Annotated in this window: 17 protein-coding genes and 1 pseudogene; 7 read left to right on the forward strand and 11 right to left on the reverse strand. The window is 63.5% G+C overall.

What is annotated here, in order from left to right:
- Nucleotides 1-129 precede the first annotated feature (129 nt).
- A complete protein-coding gene (locus NKH52_RS30025) occupies nt 130-1,023 on the reverse strand; it encodes a LysR family transcriptional regulator (protein ID WP_352736050.1) in 894 nt (297 codons plus the stop codon).
- A 128-nt stretch (nt 1,024-1,151) separates the two neighbouring features.
- Here NKH52_RS30025 and NKH52_RS30030 point away from each other — a divergent pair, with 128 nt between their 5' ends.
- Nucleotides 1,152-2,624 carry an MFS transporter gene (locus NKH52_RS30030; protein ID WP_352736049.1) on the forward strand — a complete coding sequence of 491 codons (1,473 nt, stop codon included), beginning with the start codon at nt 1,152-1,154 and terminating at the stop codon, nt 2,622-2,624.
- 24 nt (nt 2,625-2,648) lie between these two features.
- On the opposite strand, the gene NKH52_RS30035 is transcribed toward NKH52_RS30030, so the two are convergent.
- From NKH52_RS30035 to NKH52_RS30045, 3 genes are all read right to left on the reverse strand, one after another.
- Entirely contained in the window at nt 2,649-3,146 is a 498-nt protein-coding gene (locus NKH52_RS30035; RefSeq protein WP_127291626.1) for a MaoC family dehydratase, read from the reverse strand.
- Between the two features lie 192 nt (nt 3,147-3,338).
- Nucleotides 3,339-3,767, reverse strand: coding sequence for a phasin family protein (locus NKH52_RS30040; protein ID WP_352736047.1), 429 nt, complete (start codon nt 3,765-3,767; stop codon nt 3,339-3,341).
- A 111-nt stretch (nt 3,768-3,878) separates the two neighbouring features.
- Nucleotides 3,879-5,174 (reverse strand): DUF445 domain-containing protein, encoded by a 1,296-nt coding sequence (locus NKH52_RS30045; protein WP_352736046.1) that lies wholly within the window; start codon nt 5,172-5,174, stop codon nt 3,879-3,881.
- A 276-nt stretch (nt 5,175-5,450) separates the two neighbouring features.
- Here NKH52_RS30045 and rirA point away from each other — a divergent pair, with 276 nt between their 5' ends.
- Nucleotides 5,451-5,912 (forward strand): iron-responsive transcriptional regulator RirA, encoded by a 462-nt coding sequence (rirA, locus tag NKH52_RS30050; RefSeq protein WP_127267528.1) that lies wholly within the window; start codon nt 5,451-5,453, stop codon nt 5,910-5,912.
- A 34-nt stretch (nt 5,913-5,946) separates the two neighbouring features.
- Here rirA and NKH52_RS30055 read toward each other — a convergent pair whose 3' ends face one another.
- From NKH52_RS30055 to hemP, 5 genes are all read right to left on the reverse strand, one after another.
- Nucleotides 5,947-6,732 carry a heme ABC transporter ATP-binding protein gene (locus NKH52_RS30055; protein WP_352736044.1) on the reverse strand — a complete coding sequence of 262 codons (786 nt, stop codon included), beginning with the start codon at nt 6,730-6,732 and terminating at the stop codon, nt 5,947-5,949.
- A 40-nt stretch (nt 6,733-6,772) separates the two neighbouring features.
- Complete coding sequence (locus tag NKH52_RS30060) at nt 6,773-7,870, reverse strand: FecCD family ABC transporter permease (RefSeq protein ID WP_352736042.1); 1,098 nt, start codon at nt 7,868-7,870, stop codon at nt 6,773-6,775.
- An 11-nt stretch (nt 7,871-7,881) separates the two neighbouring features.
- Nucleotides 7,882-8,790, reverse strand: a complete 909-nt coding sequence (locus tag NKH52_RS30065; protein ID WP_352736041.1) for a heme/hemin ABC transporter substrate-binding protein — start codon at nt 8,788-8,790, stop codon at nt 7,882-7,884.
- Nucleotides 8,791-8,800: 10 nt separating this feature from the next.
- Entirely contained in the window at nt 8,801-9,862 is a 1,062-nt protein-coding gene (locus NKH52_RS30070) for a hemin-degrading factor (RefSeq protein WP_352736040.1), read from the reverse strand.
- A gap of 123 nt (nt 9,863-9,985) precedes the next feature.
- Nucleotides 9,986-10,192: a hemin uptake protein HemP gene (gene hemP / locus NKH52_RS30075; protein WP_023757683.1), complete on the reverse strand. Its 207-nt coding sequence runs from the start codon at nt 10,190-10,192 to the stop codon at nt 9,986-9,988.
- Between the two features lie 198 nt (nt 10,193-10,390).
- Between hemP and NKH52_RS30080 the strand changes: the two genes are divergently transcribed.
- The 4 genes and pseudogenes from NKH52_RS30080 to hmuQ all read left to right on the forward strand — a co-directional run bounded on the left by NKH52_RS30080 (nt 10,391) and on the right by hmuQ (nt 14,524).
- On the forward strand, nt 10,391-12,601 hold the full coding sequence (locus NKH52_RS30080) for a TonB-dependent hemoglobin/transferrin/lactoferrin family receptor (RefSeq protein ID WP_352736038.1): 2,211 nt from the start codon (nt 10,391-10,393) through the stop codon (nt 12,599-12,601).
- Nucleotides 12,602-12,606: 5 nt separating this feature from the next.
- Entirely contained in the window at nt 12,607-13,050 is a 444-nt protein-coding gene (locus tag NKH52_RS30085) for a hypothetical protein (protein WP_352736052.1), read from the forward strand.
- 90 nt (nt 13,051-13,140) lie between these two features.
- The gene (locus NKH52_RS30090) at nt 13,141-14,154 is read left to right on the forward strand and encodes a TonB family protein (RefSeq protein ID WP_352968271.1); all 1,014 of its coding nucleotides are present in this window, start codon (nt 13,141-13,143) and stop codon (nt 14,152-14,154) included.
- Nucleotides 14,155-14,214: 60 nt separating this feature from the next.
- Nucleotides 14,215-14,524 (forward strand): annotated as a pseudogene (hmuQ, locus tag NKH52_RS30095) (heme-degrading protein HmuQ).
- Nucleotides 14,525-14,537: 13 nt separating this feature from the next.
- On the opposite strand, the gene putA reads toward hmuQ, so the two are convergent.
- On the reverse strand, nt 14,538-18,149 hold the full coding sequence (gene putA, locus NKH52_RS30100; RefSeq protein WP_352736035.1) for a bifunctional proline dehydrogenase/L-glutamate gamma-semialdehyde dehydrogenase PutA: 3,612 nt from the start codon (nt 18,147-18,149) through the stop codon (nt 14,538-14,540).
- A gap of 162 nt (nt 18,150-18,311) precedes the next feature.
- Here putA and NKH52_RS30105 point away from each other — a divergent pair, with 162 nt between their 5' ends.
- Nucleotides 18,312-18,764 (forward strand): Lrp/AsnC family transcriptional regulator, encoded by a 453-nt coding sequence (locus NKH52_RS30105; protein WP_056596145.1) that lies wholly within the window; start codon nt 18,312-18,314, stop codon nt 18,762-18,764.
- 104 nt (nt 18,765-18,868) lie between these two features.
- On the opposite strand, the gene NKH52_RS30110 is transcribed toward NKH52_RS30105, so the two are convergent.
- Entirely contained in the window at nt 18,869-20,068 is a 1,200-nt protein-coding gene (locus tag NKH52_RS30110) for a cytochrome-c peroxidase (RefSeq protein ID WP_352736034.1), read from the reverse strand.
- Nucleotides 20,069-20,075: the final 7 nt, after the last annotated feature.

The raw sequence follows: 20,075 nt of genomic DNA on the forward strand, positions 1-20,075 counted from the left end.
GAGCACAAGAAGCTCGCTCTACGCCAAGCCGCATGACCAGCTTCATGATCGCCCATTTTGCAGAACTTGACGCACACAACCCGGGACGGATGAGAAGCCTGGGCGATTGGCGCAGGCTTCTCATCGTTGTCAGCGAGACGCCGCGCAGATCTCCCGCACACAGTCGCGCAACCAGCGTTGCGCCGGATCGGCATCCAGGCGCGGGTGCCACAGCATGGAGATGGTGACCCCAGCGGTGGCAACAGGCAGGGCAAAACTGTGCATGCCGGCGCGTGCGCCCTCGGTGTGCCGCTCCGGAACGCTGGCGATCAGGTCCGATGTGCGGGCCATGGCAAGGGCTGCCGAGAAACCGGAAACCATGCACACGACTGTCCGCTGCAGCCCGAGCCGGTTCAGAGCCTCGTCGATCGGCCCTTTCTCGCGGCCACGCCGTGAAACGCTGATGTGCCGGCCTGCGGCATAGCGCTCTGGCGTCACCGCACCCTCGCTCAACGGATGGCCCATTCGCACGGCGCCGATGAAGCGGTCGCGAAGCAATGCCTGGATGCGCACCTCCGGTCCGGTCTCGCCAGCGACGCCTATGTCCAGGTCGATCGCCGCATCGCGCAGCGACATGACGTCTCTATCGGACTTCGGTGCAAAGCGGAGCCGCACGCCGGGCGCATCGGCCTGGATGCGGGCGACGAGACGAGGTGCGAACTCTTCGACGAAGCTCTCATTGGTGCGCAGCGTGAAGACCCTGTCCAGGCTCCGGAGATCAAGCAAGGTGGCAGGACGCAGCAGCGCCTCCGCATCCTGGACGACACGACCAGCCTGTTGTCGCAGTTCTTCCGCACGCGGCGTCGCCACCAGGCCTCGACCGGCGCGAACCAGCAGCGGATCGCCCGTAGCCTGGCGCAGCCGCGCCAGCGTCCGGCTCATCGCCGAGGGGCTGAGGCGCAGGCGGCTGGCGGCACGCGCCACGCTGCCTTCGGTCAGCAGGACGTCGAGAGCGAACAGTAAGTTGAGATCGGGCGATGTCATCGGCAGATCATGGCATGATATGGCGCCGAACGCACGAATAAGATGCAAATGCTGCGCCTTCCGCCACATTGGCCAAGGAACTAGATCTCCAGCAGTTCCGGTTGTGGGACTGATGGAAGGAGATCGCCGTGGCAATCGCTGAGCAAAATCGGAATGAGTACGTGTCGGCGCAGCCACAAACCCAATCTGCCCGATGGGCGCTGGCAAGCCTGTCGCTCGCCACGCTGCTGTCGTCGCTGGGAACCAGCATTGCCAGCGTCGGGCTGCCGTCGCTGATGCAGAATTTCGGCGCGACGTTCCAGGCCGTGCAATGGGTTGTTCTGGCCTATCTCCTCGCCATCACCACACTGATCGTCAGCGCCGGTCGGCTGGCCGACATGTTCGGGCGCCGACCGTTGCTGCTTGGCGGCATCGCGCTGTTCACGTCCGCATCGGTGTTCTGCGGCCTGGCGCCGACACTCTGGCTGCTGATTGCCGCGCGCGCCGTGCAGGGACTTGGCGCAGCGCTGATGATGGCGCTGACGCTGGCCTTCGTCGCCGAAACCGTGACCAAAGTCAGAATCGGCGGCGCCATGGGCCTGCTCGGCGCAATGTCCGCGATCGGCACGACACTTGGTCCCTCGCTCGGCGGCCTTTTGATCGCCGGTTTTGGCTGGCGCGCGATCTTCCTCGTCAATGTCCCGCTGGGTGTGCTCACCTTCGCTCTCGCTTGGCAGGCCTTGCCGGCACACAGCAAGACAGCGCAGCAGGTCGACCGAGGCACATTCGATGTCGCGGGCACCGCCTTGCTGGCCTTGACGCTGGCCGCCTATGCACTGGCCATGACGCTTGGCAAAGGCAATTTCGGCGCACTCAACATCAGCCTGCTGATCGCTGCCGGCACCGGCGTTCTTCTGTTCGCCGCCGTGCAGGCGAGGGTGAACAACCCCTTGATCCAGCTTGCCAGCTTCCGAGATCTTCAGCTGAGCGCCAGCCTGGCCATGACCCTGATCATCGCCACGGTGATGATGGCGACCCTTGTGGTTGCCCCGTTCTACCTGTCACGCGGGTTTGGGCTGGATGCCGCAATGGTCGGCATCGTGCTGTCGACCGGGCCGCTTGTCTCGGCCCTGTCGGCGCTGATGGCCGGGCGCCTGACCGACCGCTTCGGCGCCCACAAGATGATGGTCGCCGGCCTGCTCAGCCTCACGACAGGCACGTTCTTGCTGTCGCTCGCCGTGGTGACGCTCGGTATTGCCGGCTATGTCGTTGCGATCACCGTCACCTGCATCGGCTACGCCCTGTTCCAGACATCCAACAATGCAGCCGTCATGGCCGGCATCAGTGCCGGCCAGCGCGGCGTCGTTTCCGGCCTGCTCAATCTTTCGCGCAATCTCGGGCTGATCACCGGCGCATCGGTGATGGGCGCCATATTCGCCGTCGCATCGGCCAAAGGGCACGTTGGCATTGGTCTTCTGAGTTCAGAGGCCGCCGCCCGGGGAATGCAGGTCACATTTCAGACGGCGACGGTGCTGGCGCTGGCTGCGCTGTTCCTCGCACTGCTCTCGGCCCGCGCCGAGTTCAAGCGGCAGAGGCTGGTGGAAGTATCACAAGACCTCTGATTTGCGCTCCAGGTGAACAGCCTCTCAGGCGCCTGCCCGCTTGCGGCGCTCATAGAGCATGACCAGCGTTTCCGCCATCAAAGCAGGCTTTTCCTCGCCTTCGATCTCGACCGTGTTGGCGGCCTTCATCAGATACTGGCCGGGGCCCCTGTCCTCCATGGACAGCAGCGTGATGCGCAGTCTGATGCGGGCACCGACCCTGACCGGAGCCAGGAAGCGTACCTTGTCGAAGCCATAATTGAAGGCGGCCTGCGTGTTCTCGGGCACGATGCCCATGCCGAGCGCCAGTGCGCCGATGATCGACAGCGTCAGATAGCCATGCGCGATCGTCGTACGGAACGGGCTTTGCCGCCGCGCCCTTTCAGGGTCGACATGAATCCATTGATGGTCGCCGGTGCATTCAGCGAACTGGTCGATGCGGTTCTGGTCGACCGTCGTCCACTCCGACACGCCGAGTTCCAGCCCGGCCATCGTCCTCAACTGCTCGTAGGTAGGCGGCGTTTTAGGCCGTATTTCGTTCATTCCTGGTTTCCCGATCGCTTCCAGAGCCTCCGGACCACGAACTGACGGCCTCTGTCAATTCGCTCTGCGCGAATCCGTTCCGTCGATTTCGGCCGCAATCGTGCCACGCCGCCGGCGCAGTCGCAGGTCAAATCGGGCTTTCCGGGCTTCAGGGCGCTGCCGGCAGCAATGAGCCGGCCCCGGCCACATCCGCTACTTCTTCTCGTAGCCGGCGCGGATTTCCTCCATCGCCTCCTTGATGCGGGTGCGCAGGATGTCGACCGATTCGGCGCCGGATTTCTTGACCAGTTCAGCCACTTCGCCTGCATTCTTCAATGCGACTTCGAAAGACTTTCTGGCAAACTCCGTCTGTTTGGCCATCAGTTCCTGCGGATTGCCCGGCGCCCTGTAGCTTTGCGCCATGTCGGTGACCTCGCGCAGCGTATCCTGCAGCATCTCGCGCTGCCGGGACAACAGCGAGGTCGCGCCGGCGGAACCGGCTCGTGCCGATTTCTCCAGCGCTTCGATGTTCTTGCGATGATGGGCGAGGATCGCCTCGACATCGACATTGGGCACCTTCAGGTCGCGGCCGAACCTGCCGAACATGTCCACGAAGGAATCGGATTCCGGTTGTTTTGCCATGCTCGTCTGCTCCCCTTTGCCGCGGATGCGGGCAACCTCGGATGGAGAATAACACTCGCATTCCGTGAGTCCATTCGGACGCGGTGGAATGAGCACCAGCCTCACCGCGCATCAATTCACGAGGAACAGCCGCTCTACCACATAGAGCACGACACCGGCGAGGCCGCCGATGATCATGCCGTTGAAGCGGATGTATTGGAGGTCCTTGCCGATGTTCATCTCGATCAGCCGCGTCAGCTGCGCAAGATCCCAGCGCTTGACCTGGTCGGCGATGAATGTCGACACGCCGGCCTTCTGGCTCTCCACGAACGACGCCAGCGCCACCACGAACCCCTGGTTCATGTCGGCCCGGATCTGCGCATCGCTGGCAAGATGCCGCCCGACCTCGACGAACATGTTGGCAAGATGCGCGCGAATGACCGAATTCGGCGCCTTGGCGTCCTGCTCGATGAACTGGCTGAGGCTTGCCCACATGTCGCCGGCCAGTCCCCTGACTTCCGGCCGGGCCAGGAAATCGCGCTTCAGCTTCTCGGCACGTTTGGCATATTGCTTCGATGTCCTCAGCTTTTCGATGAAGCCTTGAGCGAAATGGTCGAATTCGGCGCGCATCGGGTGATCGGGATCGGCCCTCACCTCGTCGAGCAGCGAACCGGCCGAGGCGACGATCTTCTTCAGGAGATAGGCGTCGGCGCGGAACAGGTTGAACAGCGACGGCAGTTCCTCGCGGATCTTCTCGCGCATCGTCGCCAGCGCCTGTTCGTCATTGAGGAACCTGCCGATCACCTTGGTGAACTCGTCGAACAGTTTCTGGTGGCGGCGGTCGTCGGTAAGCGCTGACAACAGTTCGGCGGCCAGCGGCGCCAGCGGCACCTTTTCGATCTGTTCGAGCATGCGGCTGGTGACGAAGCCGCGCAGGCCGGATTGCTCGACAGCAGCCAGCGTCTGCGGCACCAGCCGCACGACGAAGCGCGACAGGCCGGCGGCGCGCTCCGCATCGGCCAGCCAGTCGGCGACGAGTGCCGAGAAATCCACCTCGGCGAGCTTTTCGCGCACCGGTTCAGGCGCCAGGAAGTTGACCTCGATGAAGCGGCCGAGATTGTCGGCGATGCGGTTCTGGTTCTCGGGGATGATGGCGGTGTGCGGGATCGGCAGCCCCAGCGGTCGCCTGAACAGCGCCACCACCGCGTACCAGTCGGCGAGGCCGCCGATGGTCGCCGCCTCGGCAAAGGCAGCGACGAAGCCGAGCCAGGGATGGATGTGCTCGAACGACTTGGCGAGCGCAAACACCAGCACGCAAAGCGCCAGTGCGGCCGCCGCGACGAATTTTGTCCGCCGCAACGCGGAAAGCTTGGCATCCGCTTCGGCATCGAAACGGACAGGCGCCAGGGACGAAGCCGATTGTGACATGGGTGAGCCGCTCCTCGTCGATCTCAGGCTATTTAGTGGTTTGACAGCCAAAATACCCGCGACAGCCGGTTTCGCGCCGAATCTTGCTCGGCCGCGCACACAAAGTTGAGGAGAAAATTCATCTATCGCGCGAAGCTAGTCTGGAATTATTCCAAGGTATAGGCCATATTCCGCCGAGGCCAATGTGGCGAATCCGGAAATTCGGGTCAAAGCCGCATCAGCAAAAATTTCCAGATCTGGCGTGGTTGCACCGCACCAGTGCCTTGTGAGGACAAAATGCGGCTTACGCGCCAGACCAACTATGCCATGCGCATCTTGATGTATTGCGCGGCCAATGATGACCGATTGAGCCGCATCCCCGAGATCGCGGCCGCGTATTCGGTGTCGGAGCTTTTCCTGTTCAAGATCCTGCAGCCCCTGGTCGAGCACGGCCTTGTCCAGACCGTGCGAGGCAGGAATGGCGGCGTCAAGCTTGGCCGGGCGGCCGAAGCCATCAGCCTGTTCGATGTCGTGCGCGTGACGGAAGAGAGCTTCGCCATGGCCGAATGCTTCGAGAACGATGCCGCCGAATGCCCGCTGGTCGACAGCTGCGCGCTGAACTCGGCGCTGCGCGAGGCGCTGAACGCGTTCTTCGCGGTGCTGGAGCGCTACACGATCGCGGATCTGGTGGCGGCGCGGCCGAATGTGCGCAACCTGCTCGGCATCGACATGTTGGAGCGCCGCGCCCCGGCTGCCTAGCCCAGCCAGGTACGCGGGCTAAGTTTGCAATAAATTAAGTTGCTGACTGAGGCAGCACGAACGGCATATTGCCGGCCGGCAGCACGCCGACCCTGAGCCGGCAGTCGAACACTTTTTCGATCAGGTCATCGCTCAGCACGTCCTGCGGCGACCCGGTGGCGGCGAGCCGGCCGCGATGCATGACGAAGATCCGGTCGGCATACATGGCCGTCAGATTGAGGTCGTGCAGGATGGCGACCACGCCGCCGCCCCTTCTGGCGAAGTCGCGGGCAATGTTCATGATGATCAGCTGGTGCTTGATGTCCAGACTGGAAACCGGCTCGTCGAGGAACAGAAAGCGCGGCGTGTCGAGCACTGGCGCCCAGACCTGGCACAGCACGCGCGCGAGCTGAACGCGCTGCTGCTCGCCGCCGGAAAGCTCCTGGTAGAAACGGCCGGCAAAGCCGTCGAGATCGACACGCGCCAATGCCCGGTCCGGCAGCCGCGCATCCTCGCCCGGCAAGACGCCCGAGCGGCCGCCGACAAGACCAAGCTTGACCACTTCCCGCACCGTGAACGGGAACGACAGCGTCGTCGCCTGCGGCAGCACCGCGCGATGGACCGCAACCTCTACCGGCTTCATCGTCGAGAGATCTCGGCCGTTGAGGGCAACGCGCCCCGTATAGGCGAGTTCGCCGGAGAGCGCTTTGAGGAAGGTCGTCTTGCCCGAACCATTGGGGCCGACGATGGCGGCGATCTCGCCGGGCCGCGCGTGGAAATCGACACCACTGACGATAGGCTTGCCGGCGATATCAACCGAAACGTCCCTTGCCTCGATCATCCAAGCCTCACAGGTCCCAATTCTCGCAAATCAACCACTGTCACAGATCAACGACGCCGCGCTTGCGCAGCAGGATCCAAAGGAAAAACGGCGCGCCCGCTATCGCGGTAACGATGCCTATCGGCAGTTCGGCCGGCGCAACGATGGTGCGTGCGACCGCATCGGCCAGAAGCAGCAGCGAGGCACCGAGCAGCGCCGACGCCGGCAGCAGATAGCGATTGTCCGGACCAATCAGCAGGCGCAGCAGATGCGGCACCACGATGCCGACGAAGCCGATGCCGCCGCTGACGGCGACGGATGCGCCGACCGCGGCGGAGACGCCGACGATGGCCGTGTATTTCAGCCGCTGCACCGGAATGCCGAGATGGCCGGCGGTCGCCTCGCCCAGCGCCAGCGCGTTGAGGCCGCGTGCCAGGAACGGCATCGCCGCCAGCGCCAGCACGATGATCGGCCCGACGGAAGCAATCTTCGCCCAGGTCGCGCCACCGAGCGATCCGAGTTGCCAGAAGGTCAGGTCGCGCAACTGGCGATCGTCGGCCATGAAGATGAGGATGCCGGTCAGCGCCATGGCGAGCGCCGTCAGCGCGATGCCGGCAAGCAGCATTGTGGCAACCGAGGTTTGCCCCCGCCGCGTCGCGACCTGATAAAGCACCAGCGTGGTGGCGAGCCCGCCACAGAAGGCCGCCAGCGGCAGTGCGAGCGTGCCGAGCAAGACGGTCGCCGGAGCCAATATCGTGGCGCCGAGCACGATGACGGCAACCGCTCCAAGGCTGGACCCGGCCGAAACGCCGATCAGGCCGGGGTCGGCCAGCGGATTGCGGAACAGTCCCTGCATGACCGCGCCGGAGACCGCGAGCGCCGCGCCGACCAGCATGCCGAGGATGATGCGCGGCAGGCGGATGTCATAGACGATCAGGCTGTCGCGGGCGCGCACCGCGGCGTCATCAGGCACTGTGCCGAACAGCCAGCCGCCAATGACGTTGACGGCCGAAGCGTCCGAAGCCCCCGATGCCAGCGACAGAAAAATGGCAGCCGCGAGCCCCAGGCACAGCAGAAGGATGACGATGCGGGCGCGGCCCGACCGGTCGCCTTCGGATACGCTTGTCATCACCGGGCCGGCGATCGATTGATCGACCATGATCCGCCCGTTCAGTCCGTGACCTGCCCGCCATAAAGCGAGACAGCGAGGTCGTGGATGGCATCGGCTGTGCGTGGCCCGAAGCCGAGCAGATAGGCACCGTCGATGCGGATCAGCTTGCGCGCCGTTCCGGCCGGCGTCGAGGCGATAGACGGGTTGCCGAACAGTTCGTCGTCCGACACCGGAGGCCCGGCATTGCTCATTATCAGGATCACGTCCGGTCTAGCGGTTATGATCGCCTCGTCGGACATTTGCTTGTACCCGGAAAAGCCCTCGACCGCGTTGACGCCGCCAGCCAGCTTGACCATACCGTCGGCCGCGGTCTCGCTGCCGGCCGCCAGGATCTTGCCGCCCTGTATCGACAGCACGAACAGGATGCGCTTGCGCTCCTTGATCGACGCCGTCTGCTTCTCGGCTGCCGTAAGCTTGGCATCGAGTTCCCCGGCGAGCACCTCGGCCTTGGCGTCGACGCCGAGCGCCTTGCCGACGATACGGACCTTTTCGAGGATGCCTTCGTGGCTATAGTGTTCGGGCACTTCGATGAACGGGACGCTCGTCTTCTTCAAGACATCGACGGCTTGCTTGGGACCGCTGCCGTGCAGCGCCAGGATGCCGGTCGGGTTGACCGACAGCACCCCCTCCGGCGACAGCGCGCGCATGTAGCCGACATCGGGCAGCTCAAGCGCCGCCTTTGGGTACCGGCTGGTGGAATCGCGAGCCACCAGATGCTTTTCCTCGCCGAGCGCATAGACGATCTCGGTGATCGAGCCGCCAACGGCCACGATTTTCGAAGGATCGGCAAACACGGCCGTGCCTTCCATGGCGCTGGCGGATTGCAGTGCGATAACAGCCATGGAAAGACCGATCACCGGCCCGAAAATAGATCCGCGCACGGTCGACAATCTTGGGAAAAAACGCATCGCATTTTCCTCAGGCTGCGGTCGGGTTTGGGATGCGCGGCAGGTTTTCCGCCAGGAAGCGCCAGTCGTCCCGCTCGCTTTCGCCTTCATGACGCTTGCCGAAGAACTGGATGAACATCTTGCCGTCGACGTCATAGACCTCAAGCGAGGTGACATGACCGTCCTTGGTCGGCTTGCGCACCGCCCAGACCTCCTGGATGTGGTCGGTGCGCAGGTGCAGGTGGAAGGTTTCGTCCAGCACGTTGATCCATGGCCCCATCGGCTTGATGGATTTGATCGGACCGGAATGGATCTGGATGCATCCGCGGTTTCCCACAAAGCACATGATCGGCATCTCGCCCTCCGCAGCGTGATGAAACATGGCACGGACGGCATCATTGTCGAGCTGCCAGGCATAGTCTTGCCCGACCAGGCGCACCGCCTGCCGGCGGCTGAGCTTCAGCGTCTTCAGCATGCCGAAGAACTGGTGCACGTCGGTGAGCCGGCTCCAGCGGTCGCGCAGGTCGTCGAGGTTGGCGGCCGTTTCGTCGCCATGGATCTCGTCATCGGGGAGTGGTCCTGAAATGTCGACCGTCGGCTCCTGATTGGACGATTCGAGCGCGGCAACCAGTTTCTGATAGGCATAGAGGCTGGAGGCCGGACGCAAATGCACCTTGTGCACGGCCTCGCCCGCCGCATCGAAAAACTGCAGGCTGCGGCGGATTTCGTCGCCGTCTCGCTTCTCGACGGCAAAGCCGTGTGCCCAGACCTTCGGGAAGATGCGCAGGTCGATGTTTTCGCCAAGCACCATGGCATTGTGGTTGCCGGTGACGACCTTGTCATAGACGCCGATCTTTTCGTGCACCGCGCTTTCATTGCGGGTCAGCGCCATGACCTCGCCGACGGCTTCGAGACCGGTCAAAAGATCGTTGACGCGTGGCTCGACACGGACGACGCCGTCGCCGCAATGCGCGGCGACCAGTTCGGCTTCCGAAATGCCGAGCTGGGCAGCCAGATCACGCTCGCGCGTCTTCGGATTGTCTGTCCGTGCCCGCCGGATTTCATGCGGGGCGGGTTTTACGCGCTGGTCCATGTTTCGTCCCTGCTGCCTAGAGCAATTCCAGGAAAAGTGTGAAACGGTTTTCCGTCCGGAATTGCGTTAAAACAAAGAGATAGAGTGGTTCGGGGTTCCGTGAAACGGTGAACCGCTCTAGCCTTACTTGTTGAGAATGAGCTTGCCCTGGCGGGTGATCTTCAGCCGGTAGAGCGCGCCGTGATGCTCGATGCCTATCTCATGCTCGCCCTGGAACAGGGTGTTGCTGGACAGGGTTCGTACCGCCAGCGGAACCCGGTCGAAACGGGCGGAGGCATCGTCGGAGCGGCGGACGCGATAGCGAAAATCGTTGGGATTGTGGGTGTTCATCTGGATGGATCCCTTTCCTGTGCCGGGCGTCTGGCTAGGCGTTGCGTAATCCGATTCATTTCTTGACTTGAATAATCATGTTTACTAGTCAGTGCAATACCGGATTAAATGAGTCAACATTTAAGACGCCGGACATGATCAAAAATGCCAGCCAGCCCCGGGCCAGCCAGCATGAAACCTGGACTTTGGAGTTGGGGCATGGGGTTTGTGATTTGGGAATGGCGCGGCCGGTCGGCGGCGAACGGCGCAGCGGCTTTGCTGACAAGCGTGGTGGCGATCGCCTTGTCGGCGCAGCCGGCCAACGCTCAGCAGGCGGCGCAGCCAGCGGACCAGCAGACAGATCAAACGAAGAAGGCCGACGAAGAAAAGGCGGCACAAGCGGGCGCAACGCTGCTCGACAAGATCCTCGTCATCAGCCGCACCGGCGAAACGGCGATCGAATCGCTGGCATCGACCAGCCATGTCGGCCAGGAACAGCTCGACCGCCGCATGGCGACGACGCCGAACGAGATGCTGCTCGGCGTGCCCGGCGTCGCCGCGCAGGCCGACGCCAGGCGTGTCAGCACCAGCATCAACATCCGCGGATTGCAGGATTTCGGCCGCGTCGCGGTGATCGTCGACGGCGCGCGCCAGAATTTCCAGCGCTCAGACCACGGCACGCAGTCGACCTTCTACATCGACCCCGAACTCGTCAAATCCGTCGACGTGATCCGCGGTCCTGTCGCCAACACCTACGGCTCGGGCGCCATCGGCGGCGTTGTCTTCTTCGATACCAAGGACGCCGGGGATTTCCTCAAGCCGGAAGAAACATGGGCCGGCTCCGTCACGGGACGCTATGAGAGCAACGGCAAGGGCTGGACAACAAGCGCATCCGGTGCCTACCGCCTCAACGAGAACTGGGATGTGCTCGGCAACATCGTCTACCGCAACTATGACGACTACAAGGATGGCGGTGGCGACACGGTCAAGGGCACCGGCTTCGATGTGCTGAGCGGTCTGCTCAAGACCACCATCCGCCCGACCGACAACAGCGAACTGAAGCTCGGTTGGGTCGGCTCAAGCGACGGCTGGAACGAGATCAGCGGCGGCGTGCCGGTCAATGACGTCGACCTGAAGTCGAACACCTTCACTGCCCGCTACAACATTACGGATGAGGACAAGAGCTGGCTCGATCTCCATATCAACACCTCCTACAACAAGACCAATCTCGATCTGACCAGCCTCGTGCCTCTCAACCGGTTTGATCCGAGCACCGGCCTTCCAGTTGTTTTGCCGGCTGGCTCGACATCGACATTCGACATCGGCACGACCAGCATCGACATTTGGAACACGTCCAGATTCGAGACCGCGGGAATCGCGCACGAACTGACCTATGGCGGCGACTGGGCCGGCGATAACGTCGAGACCGGCGGCACGGCCGGTGGCGACAGCTTCTATACGCCTTCCGGTAAGCGGAACGTCTCCGGCGCCTATGTCCAGGACAAGCTCACCTGGGAGTGGCTCGAAGTCATCGCCGGGCTGCGTTACGACAATTACAGCCTCAAGGATGACACACACGAAACGTCGGGGGACCGGTTGTCGCCGCGCATCACCGTCGGCGTCTCGCCTTTCGACAGCGCCAGCCTTGCCGGCCTGCAATTCTACGGCACCTATGCGGAAGGATACCGGTCACCCTCCCTGTCGGAAACACTGATCAGCGGTCGCCATCCGGCGGGTGTCACCTTCCCGTTCCTGCCCAATCCCAATCTGCGGCCGGAAACCGGAAAGACCGTCGAATTCGGCGTCAACTACAAGCAGAATGACATCCTCGAAGCCGGCGATGCGCTGCGCATCAAGGCAGCCTATTTCAACAACGATGTCGAAGACTACATCGATGGCGTTACCCTGTCGCGGTTTGACCCGACAGCCGGCTGCCCGAGCGGACCCGGTATCCCGATATGCTTCCAGTACCAGAATTTTGCCAAGGCCAAGATCGACGGCTTCGAACTTGAGGGCGTCTATGATGCCGGATGGGGCTATGCCGGGCTTTCGGCCTCAATCACCAATGGTCATACCATTTCCTACAAGGACGTTCGGGCCGACCTGCTGACAATCCCCTCATCCCAGATCACCGCGCAGCTCGGCTTGCGCTTCCTCGAGGACAAGCTAACCGTGGGCGGCGAAGTGCAATACAATGGCAAGCCAAAGGGCAACCCGATCGCCGAGGACTACACGCTGGTCAATGCTTTTGCCAGCTACCAGGCGACGGACAATTTGAAGATTGATTTCCGCGCCGACAATCTGTTCGATGTCAAATACGCCAACCCGCTCAACCTGACCACGGCCGGCCAGCCGCCGCAGCCGGTCTTCGCGGCCTACGAGCCCGGCGTCACCCTGAAGCTGGCGGCGACGATGCGATTTGGAGGCTGATGACCATGACGAGCTTGATGACATCCCTTCGTCTGCTGACCTCGATGCTGGCGATGTCGCTTGCGATGGTTGCGGCGTGGGCACAAGAGTCCGCGCCGGTCCCCGCACTCACCCTAGAACTCAATGGTGCGCAACCTTCCGACAAGGGTTGCCGCCTGACGTTCGTGGTCAACAACAATCTCGGCGCCGACCTGTCCAAGGCTGCGTTCGAGATCGCCTTGTTCAACGAGGCAGGCGTCGTCGACCGGCTGACCGTGCTCGATTTCAAGGAATTGCCGGCGGGCAAGACCAAGGTGACGCGTTTCGATCTGGCCGGCACCGAGTGCTCGAAAGTCAGCCGCGTGCTGATCAACAGCGCGACCGAATGCACCGGTACCGGCGTCGAACCGAACGCCTGCATGCGCAAGCTGAAGACGGACACCAAGACCGGTATCGCTTTCGGCGTCTGAGGTGGGACTGCATCCCGCATTCACGCGAAACACAGTGGCATGGCCTGTGGCCGGCCACTGCCGACTGCCGTTACGAGCGAACGATCTTGATTGACAATTCTGCTCTTGTCGCTGCAGGTCTCGCGGCGAGACATGCAGGATATCAGTCCCCTCCCCGAAGCCAGCGCCGAGCTGGCGATAGAGCCAACCGAGCCGCTCGCGCTACCGCGGCCATCGGCCTGGAACCGCAAGTGGACGGCGGCGATCGTCGTCTCCTGCCTGCTCCATGCCGCGGTGGCAGCGGCCTTTCTGATCTCCCCTACGGGGATTTCCAGTTTCCAAGATGCCGAGCAGCCGGAAGGCAGTGAACAGTCGGGCACCAACGTGGTCGGCAACGCGCTGGACAAGGACCCGACGGAAATAAACGTTGCACTGGTGCCGAACCCGCAACCCGCCAAACCACAGCCAGCAACGCCACCCAAGCCAACCCCGCCAACAGAGCCTTCGCAACCCGCGAAGGACGCAGCAAAGCCGCTCAAGCCTTTGCCGGAACCTGCCAAACAGCAGACGGTGACGCCCGACATATTGGTGGCCGGCGCCCCTCGCCCCGATGACCAGAGCGTGGCTCCCAAGGCCGAAACGCCGGCGCAGCCGACCGTGCAGGCCGAGAGCGCCGAAGTGCCTGTCGCCGTTCCAGAGCAGCCACCGATCCCCAGCGCCAGGCCAACGTCGGCAGCTGCCCCTTCAAAGACGGCGGATGAGAAGCGCGGCACGGCGAATGGCGAGGACCGGTCGGCGCAAGCAGCCAGCAAGGGCAAAAGGCAAAAAGAGGCAGGCACGGCCGCGGAAGACAACTACCGCGGCGATGTTTTTAGAAAACTCGGCAGCGTCAATCGCACCCTCCCGCCTTCCCTACAGCTGGCGGCACGCAACAATGCGGTTGTCACATTCGTCATAGGCAGGAAGGGCAACATAAACGAGTTGCGCATCCTGGAGACCTCAGGGTCGGCGGCTTTCGATCAGGCGGCGCTTGGCATTGTCCGCAAGGCAGCCCCCTTCCCTCCGATTCCACCACAGGCCGCAAGCGCAAATTTGGAGTTCGAGACCGAAATCGGCCCATTTTGAATGTGCGCAGAACAAACGCTGCAGCCGCCAATCATCAACATCCGCACGAAAGGAACCGCCATGTACATCGCCATGAACCGCTTTGCAGACCGGCTCGGAGAACGACTTCGAAGCCGTCTGGAAGAACCGCGATTCCAGCCTCGCTGAGATGAAGGGTTTTCGGGAATTCCACCTGCTGCGTGGCCCGGTCAACGAGACCGAAGGCTACACGCTGTTTGCGTCGCACACGGTGTGGGCGAGCCACGAGGATTTCATCGCCTGGACCAAGTCGGAGAATTTCCGCGCCGCCCATCGAAATGTCGGCACGACAAAGGTCCACTATCTCGGTCACCCCCAGTTCGAGGGTTTTTCGGTCGTCGAAGGCGCTTAAATACTGGCCGGGATCAAGCTCCGGCCAGCAGGCTCGCATTGCCGCCGGCGGCGGTGGTGTCGACGCAGACAGCCCGTTCATGTGCATAGGCCGCCGGGTTCAGTACCTCGCTGACCAGCGGCACGATCGGGCCGGAGCGGTCGGCGATGACCTTGCGCACGATGCGTGCAGCCTCCGGCGTGCCCGAAAAGGCGACGACATCGACGCGCAGTGAACGTGCTTCGACCGGATCCGGCCGACCATCGATGGCGGCCAGCGGCAAGCCCTTGCCGGTCAATGGGGAAAGGGCAGCCGGTGCGCCGGGCGCCACGGCCAGCACCGCATTGCCGGCGGCGAGCGCCTGGATCGTCTGCGCGAGCAGCGTATCGCCATCGGGACCGAGGCACAGCACCCGTCCGCGTGGCGAGAGCGAGAGCGTGTTGGCCTCGCCGGTCGGCCCGGGCAGGTCGATCTGGCCGAAATCGATGCCGGCGGCCGCACCTATGGCCGCAGCACCCTTGCCGCGCAGATGCTTCCGCAGAATGGCGATCCGGTCCGGACGCGTCGACCAGCCGCCAAGTGTGGGATCAGGCAGATTGTCGGCAAGCTCGGTCGCCGTGACCTTATGGCCATCCTGCAAATGGGTGCCAGCCTCCGGCCCTTTGCGGAACCGGCGGAGGTAGTGCGGGCCGCCGGCCTTCGGCCCGGTGCCTGAAAGCCCCTCGCCACCAAACGGCTGCGAGCCGACCACGGCGCCGATCTGGTTGCGGTTGACATAGATGTTGCCGGCATGAATGCCGTCGACGAAATGCTGGACGCGACCCTCGATCCGGGTGTGCAGGCCGAAGGTCAGGCCATAGCCCTTGCGGTTGATGGCGGCGATGACCGCGTCGATTTCGTCGGCGTCGAAGGTGGCGACATGCAGCACCGGCCCGAACACCTCGCGCTCCATGTCCTCGATGCCCTTGACCCGGAAGACGTGCGGCGGGACGAAGCGCCCCTCCTTGGGTGCTTCGAGCTTGGCGATCAGCCGGCCCTGCAAGCCCATTTTCGTGCAGTACTCGCGGATAGAGCTTTGCGCCTCGTCGTCGATGACAGGGCCGACATCGGTCGAAATCCGCCAGGGATCGCCGATGCTGAGCGCCTCCATGGCGCCCTTCAGCATCTCCAGCATCTTCTTCTCCACGTCCTTCTGCACATAGAGCACGCGCAGTGCCGAGCAACGCTGGCCGGCACTCTGGAATGCCGAGGCGAGGATGTCGCGCACCGCCTGTTCGGGCAGCGCGGTGGAATCAACGATCATGGCGTTGAGGCCGCCCGTCTCGGCGATCAGCATGGCGTTGGGCGCGGCCGTCTCGGCCAGTTGCTTCTCGATCAGCTTGGCGACCTCGGTCGAGCCGGTAAAGCAGACGCCGGCGATGCGCGGATCTGATGTAAGCGGCCCGCCGACCGATGGGCCGTCGCCAGGGAGCAACTGGATGACGTCTTCCGGCACACCGGCCTCGCGCAACAGCTCGACAGCCCGGAAGGCGATCAGCGGCGTCTGCTCGGCCGGCTTGGCGATGACCGAATTGCCGGTGACAAGTGCGGCCGCGATCTGGCCGGTGAAGATGGCGAGCGGGAAATTCCACGGCGAAATGCACACGATGGCGCCGCGCGCTTGCGTGCCCGCCTCCGCATTGGCCGCCTCGGTGGCGTAGTAGCGCAGGAAGTCGACCGCCTCGCGCACTTCGGCGACGCCGTCGGCCAGCGATTTGCCGGCCTCGCGGGTGGCGAGTGCAAAGAACTCGACGGCATTGGCTTCATAGAGATCGGCGGCACGGTTGAGGATGGCAGCGCGCTCGGCGACGGAACGTTTTGCCCATGCCGGCTGCGCTTCCACCGCAAAGCGCACGGCGGTCGCGACTTGCTTGGCGGCGGCTTCACTGACCGTACCGACCACTTCGGAAGGCTTTGCTGGGTTGACTATGGGACGCTGCTTGCCGTAGCCGGCGGCACGGGTGATCGGCTTGGCATGCCAACGATCCGGCCCAGCGAAGGCCGCCCTGGCCTTGTCGATCGCCGCCAGCGTCACCGTGTCGGTGATATCAAAACCCTTCGAGTTGCGACGGCCGGCCCCAAAAATCTGGGAAGGCCGGGCAATCGCCGGATTGGCGGCCGGACCCTGGCTCTCGACCGTTTCGAGCGGATCGCGCGCAATGTCCTCCGGCTCGACGTCCTCGTCGGTCAGCTGGTGCACGAAGGAGGAATTGGCGCCGTTCTCCAGCAACCGGCGGACCAGATAGGCCAGCAGATCGGAATGCGCACCGACCGGCGCGTAGATGCGGCAGCGCGTGCCTTCGGACCGGCGCACCGTCTCGTGCAGCGCCTCGCCCATGCCGTGCAGGCGCTGGAACTCGAAGGAATCGCGATTATCCGCCATCGCCAAGATGGCGGCGACGGTGTGGGCATTGTGGGTGGCGAATTGCGGATAGATGCGGTCGGTCATCGATAGCAGCTTTTTCGCGCAAGCCATGTAGGAAACGTCGGTGTTGGTCTTGCGGGTGAAGACGGGATAGCCTGACAGTCCGAGCGTCTGCGCCCGCTTGATCTCGGTGTCCCAATAGGCACCCTTGACCAGCCGCACCATGATGTTGCGGTCGTATTTCCTGGCCAGCGCATAGAGCCAATCGATGGCGAAAGCCGCGCGTGGCCCATACGCTTGCACCACCACGCCGAAGCCGTTCCAGCCGGCGAGCTCCGGCTCGGCCAGCACCCGCTCGATGACGTCGAGCGACAGATCGAGGCGATCGGCCTCCTCGGCATCGATGTTGAGGCCCATACGCGAATGGCGCGCGGCAAGCGCCAGCGACAAGAGCCGCTCGGCCATCACAGGCAGCATCTCGTCCTTCTGCGCCACCTCGTAGCGCGGATGCAGCGCCGAAAGCTTGACCGAGATGCCGTGGTTCTGCCTGATGTCAGGACCGTTGGAGCCGGAATCGAGCGACGAAATCGCGTCGGCATAGGCCTTGTGGTAGCGCAAGGCGTCGGCCTCGGTGCGGGCCGCCTCGCCCAGCATGTCGAAGGAATAGAGATAGCCCTTCTGCGTCATCGGCCGGCCGCGCTTGACGGCTTCCGTGATGGTGCGGCCGAGCACGAACTGCTCGCCCATCTCGCGCATGGCGGCGGCCACCGCCTTGCGGATGACCGGCTCGCCCAACCGCCGCACCATAGAGCGCAGCGTGCCCTCGATGCCGCCCTCGCCCTCATCGAGGACGCGGCCGGTCAGCATCAGCGCCCAAGTCGAGGCGTTGACGAAGATGGAGCTCGAACCGCCCGAATGCGCCGACCAGTCGTGCGGCGCGATCTTGTCGGCGATGAGGTCGTCCATCGTTTCGGTATCGGGCACGCGCAACAGTGCCTCGGCTAGGCACATCAGCGCGACGCCTTCCTTGGTGGAGAGACCATAGGCCGAGAGGAAGACTTCCATCAGCCGGGGATCGGACGAACCGCGCACCGCCCGCACCAGATCGGCGGCGCGGGCCGAGATCGCCTTGCGGTCTTTCCCGGAGAGCGCCGTCGCGTCGGCAAGCCGCTTCACGGCCTCGTCTTCATCGGGCAGGTAGTTGGCGCGGATCTGCTGGCGGATGGCATCGAGCGCTGGCATGGCGGTCCCATGGATCGAGCAAAGGGATCGGGCCGGCGGTCACCGGACCGAATGGTGCAAGCTAGCACAGATGCGAATTTTCAATCGGTCCGAAGAAATCGACATTGCAGGTCGTTCGATCTATCGTAGCAGCTCAAAACCGACATATGGACTGCATTTTCGATGACAGAAGACCAATTGGACCGCATCGACAGGAATATCCTGGCGGCGCTGGCAAGCGATGGCCGGCTTTCGATGTCAGAACTGGCGGCAAAGGTCGGCCTGTCGAAGACGCCGGTGCAGGCGCGGGTGAAGCGGCTGGAGAAGGACGGCTACATCAGAGGCTACCAGGCGATCATCGACCGCGAGCGCATGGGCGAAGGCCATGTTGCATTCGTCCAGGTGAAATTGTCCGACACCAGGTCCGCCGCGCTCGATGCCTTCAACCGATCCGTGCAGGCCGTGCCGGAAATCGAGCAGTGCCACATGATGGCGTCGAGCTTCGACTATCTGCTGAAAGTCCGCACCAGGGACATCGCCGCCTACCGCCGCGTCCTCGGCGAGCGCATCTCGGCCCTGCCCCATGTCGCCCAGACCTCGACCTTCGTGGCGATGGAGACGGTCAAGGATCGGTGACCATGATCCCGAAAAGTGGACGCCGATTTTCGGACAAGATCATGGTCAAACAAAAAGAAAAATAGAGCTCCATCCCGATACATCGGGATGGGTCGAGCTCTAACTCACTCCGAAAGCGTCTTCAGGAAAGCCACCAGCGCCGCACGTTCACGATCCGACAGCCCCAGCGGATGAACTTCGGACGTACCCTCCACGCTGGGTGCAGCCTTGGCGTAGTGCGCCACGACCTCGTCGAGCGACGAAAACTGCCCGGCATGCATGTAGGGCGGCCGCGTTGCCGCACCGCGCAGCGACGGCGTCTTGTAGGCGCGGATCAGTTGCGGGCCATCCTTGACCATGAAGCGCAACTCGCCACAGGCGCCGGCGTCGCCATCGCGATAGGCGCCGAAACAGTTGAACGGGTCGGCTTCGACTTGGCGAACCGCATCGATGCGGCCGCGGTCCGGCGGCAGGCCCGCAATGGGTGGCACGCCGGTGTTGTGAAAGCTGTTGTCGGTGAAGCGCGGGCCGTTGTGACAGGTCACGCAATTGGCCTTGCCGATGAACAGTTTCAGCCCAAGGATTTCTTGCTTGGAAAAGACCGCATCGCCCTTCGGCTCGGCACCGGTGGCGACGTCCAGCGCAAAGCGGTCGAAGCGCGTTGGCGCCGGCGCGATCGAGCGTTCGAAGGCGGCAATCGCCTTGCCTATATTGGCAAAGACGCCGTTGATGGCGTCACGCTGCGGGCCGCTCATCGCGTTCCAGGCAGCCTTCTCGGCATCGTTTCCCAAAGGGCTGGCATTCGACGGCATGCCCGAAAGATCGGGCAGCGGCCCGAAGATGCGCTCATAGCGTTCGCCGAAGCGCGCCTTGATGTAATGCGCGTAGGCGGCGCGGTTTCCTGCCTGCTCCAGCGGGTTTTCGAGCGGCGTCAGCGCTTGCGCCCACAGGCTGTCACGGCGGCCGTCCCAGAAGAACCAGGGATCGCGCACCACGCCGGCCAGCGGCATGGTGCGCCGGTTGGTACGGCCGACCCCGACCGCCTGCGACAGGTCGTCCTGGAACTGGCGGTCGATCTTGTGGCATGTCGAACAGGATATCGACCCGTCACCGCTCATGCCCTGGTCGAAGAACAGCGTCGAGCCGAGTGCGGCAGCCGCCGACACGTCGGCAAAGCGGTTGGTGGTGTCGGGCTTCAGCGGCGGCAGTGCCGACAGCGCCAACGAAGCGATGGTCTTCTTCTCGGCGTCGGAAAAGTCGGGTTTGCCGCAACCGGCAAGGATAACGGCAACCATCAGCGCCAGAAAACGTGAAAGCCGCCTCATGTCCTGC

The organism is Mesorhizobium sp. M1066 (genome assembly GCF_040318635.1).
Lineage (GTDB): Bacteria > Pseudomonadota > Alphaproteobacteria > Rhizobiales > Rhizobiaceae > Mesorhizobium.

Bases quoted from the DNA above. Each gene is read 5' to 3' on its own strand.
- NKH52_RS30025 (WP_352736050.1), bottom strand. From the start codon at position 1,023: ATGACATCGCCCGATCTCAACTTACTGTTCGCTCTCGACGTCCTGCTG.
- NKH52_RS30035 (WP_127291626.1), bottom strand. From the start codon at position 3,146: ATGAACGAAATACGGCCTAAAACGCCGCCTACCTACGAGCAGTTGAGG.
- NKH52_RS30040 (WP_352736047.1), bottom strand. From the start codon at position 3,767: ATGGCAAAACAACCGGAATCCGATTCCTTCGTGGACATGTTCGGCAGG.
- NKH52_RS30045 (WP_352736046.1), bottom strand. From the start codon at position 5,174: ATGTCACAATCGGCTTCGTCCCTGGCGCCTGTCCGTTTCGATGCCGAA.
- rirA (WP_127267528.1), top strand. From the start codon at position 5,451: ATGCGGCTTACGCGCCAGACCAACTATGCCATGCGCATCTTGATGTAT.
- NKH52_RS30055 (WP_352736044.1), bottom strand. From the start codon at position 6,732: ATGATCGAGGCAAGGGACGTTTCGGTTGATATCGCCGGCAAGCCTATC.
- NKH52_RS30060 (WP_352736042.1), bottom strand. From the start codon at position 7,870: ATGGTCGATCAATCGATCGCCGGCCCGGTGATGACAAGCGTATCCGAA.
- NKH52_RS30065 (WP_352736041.1), bottom strand. From the start codon at position 8,790: ATGCGTTTTTTCCCAAGATTGTCGACCGTGCGCGGATCTATTTTCGGG.
- NKH52_RS30070 (WP_352736040.1), bottom strand. From the start codon at position 9,862: ATGGACCAGCGCGTAAAACCCGCCCCGCATGAAATCCGGCGGGCACGG.
- hemP (WP_023757683.1), bottom strand. From the start codon at position 10,192: ATGAACACCCACAATCCCAACGATTTTCGCTATCGCGTCCGCCGCTCC.
- NKH52_RS30080 (WP_352736038.1), top strand. From the start codon at position 10,391: ATGGGGTTTGTGATTTGGGAATGGCGCGGCCGGTCGGCGGCGAACGGC.
- NKH52_RS30085 (WP_352736052.1), top strand. From the start codon at position 12,607: ATGACGAGCTTGATGACATCCCTTCGTCTGCTGACCTCGATGCTGGCG.
- putA (WP_352736035.1), bottom strand. From the start codon at position 18,149: ATGCCAGCGCTCGATGCCATCCGCCAGCAGATCCGCGCCAACTACCTG.
- NKH52_RS30105 (WP_056596145.1), top strand. From the start codon at position 18,312: ATGACAGAAGACCAATTGGACCGCATCGACAGGAATATCCTGGCGGCG.
- NKH52_RS30110 (WP_352736034.1), bottom strand. From the start codon at position 20,068: ATGAGGCGGCTTTCACGTTTTCTGGCGCTGATGGTTGCCGTTATCCTT.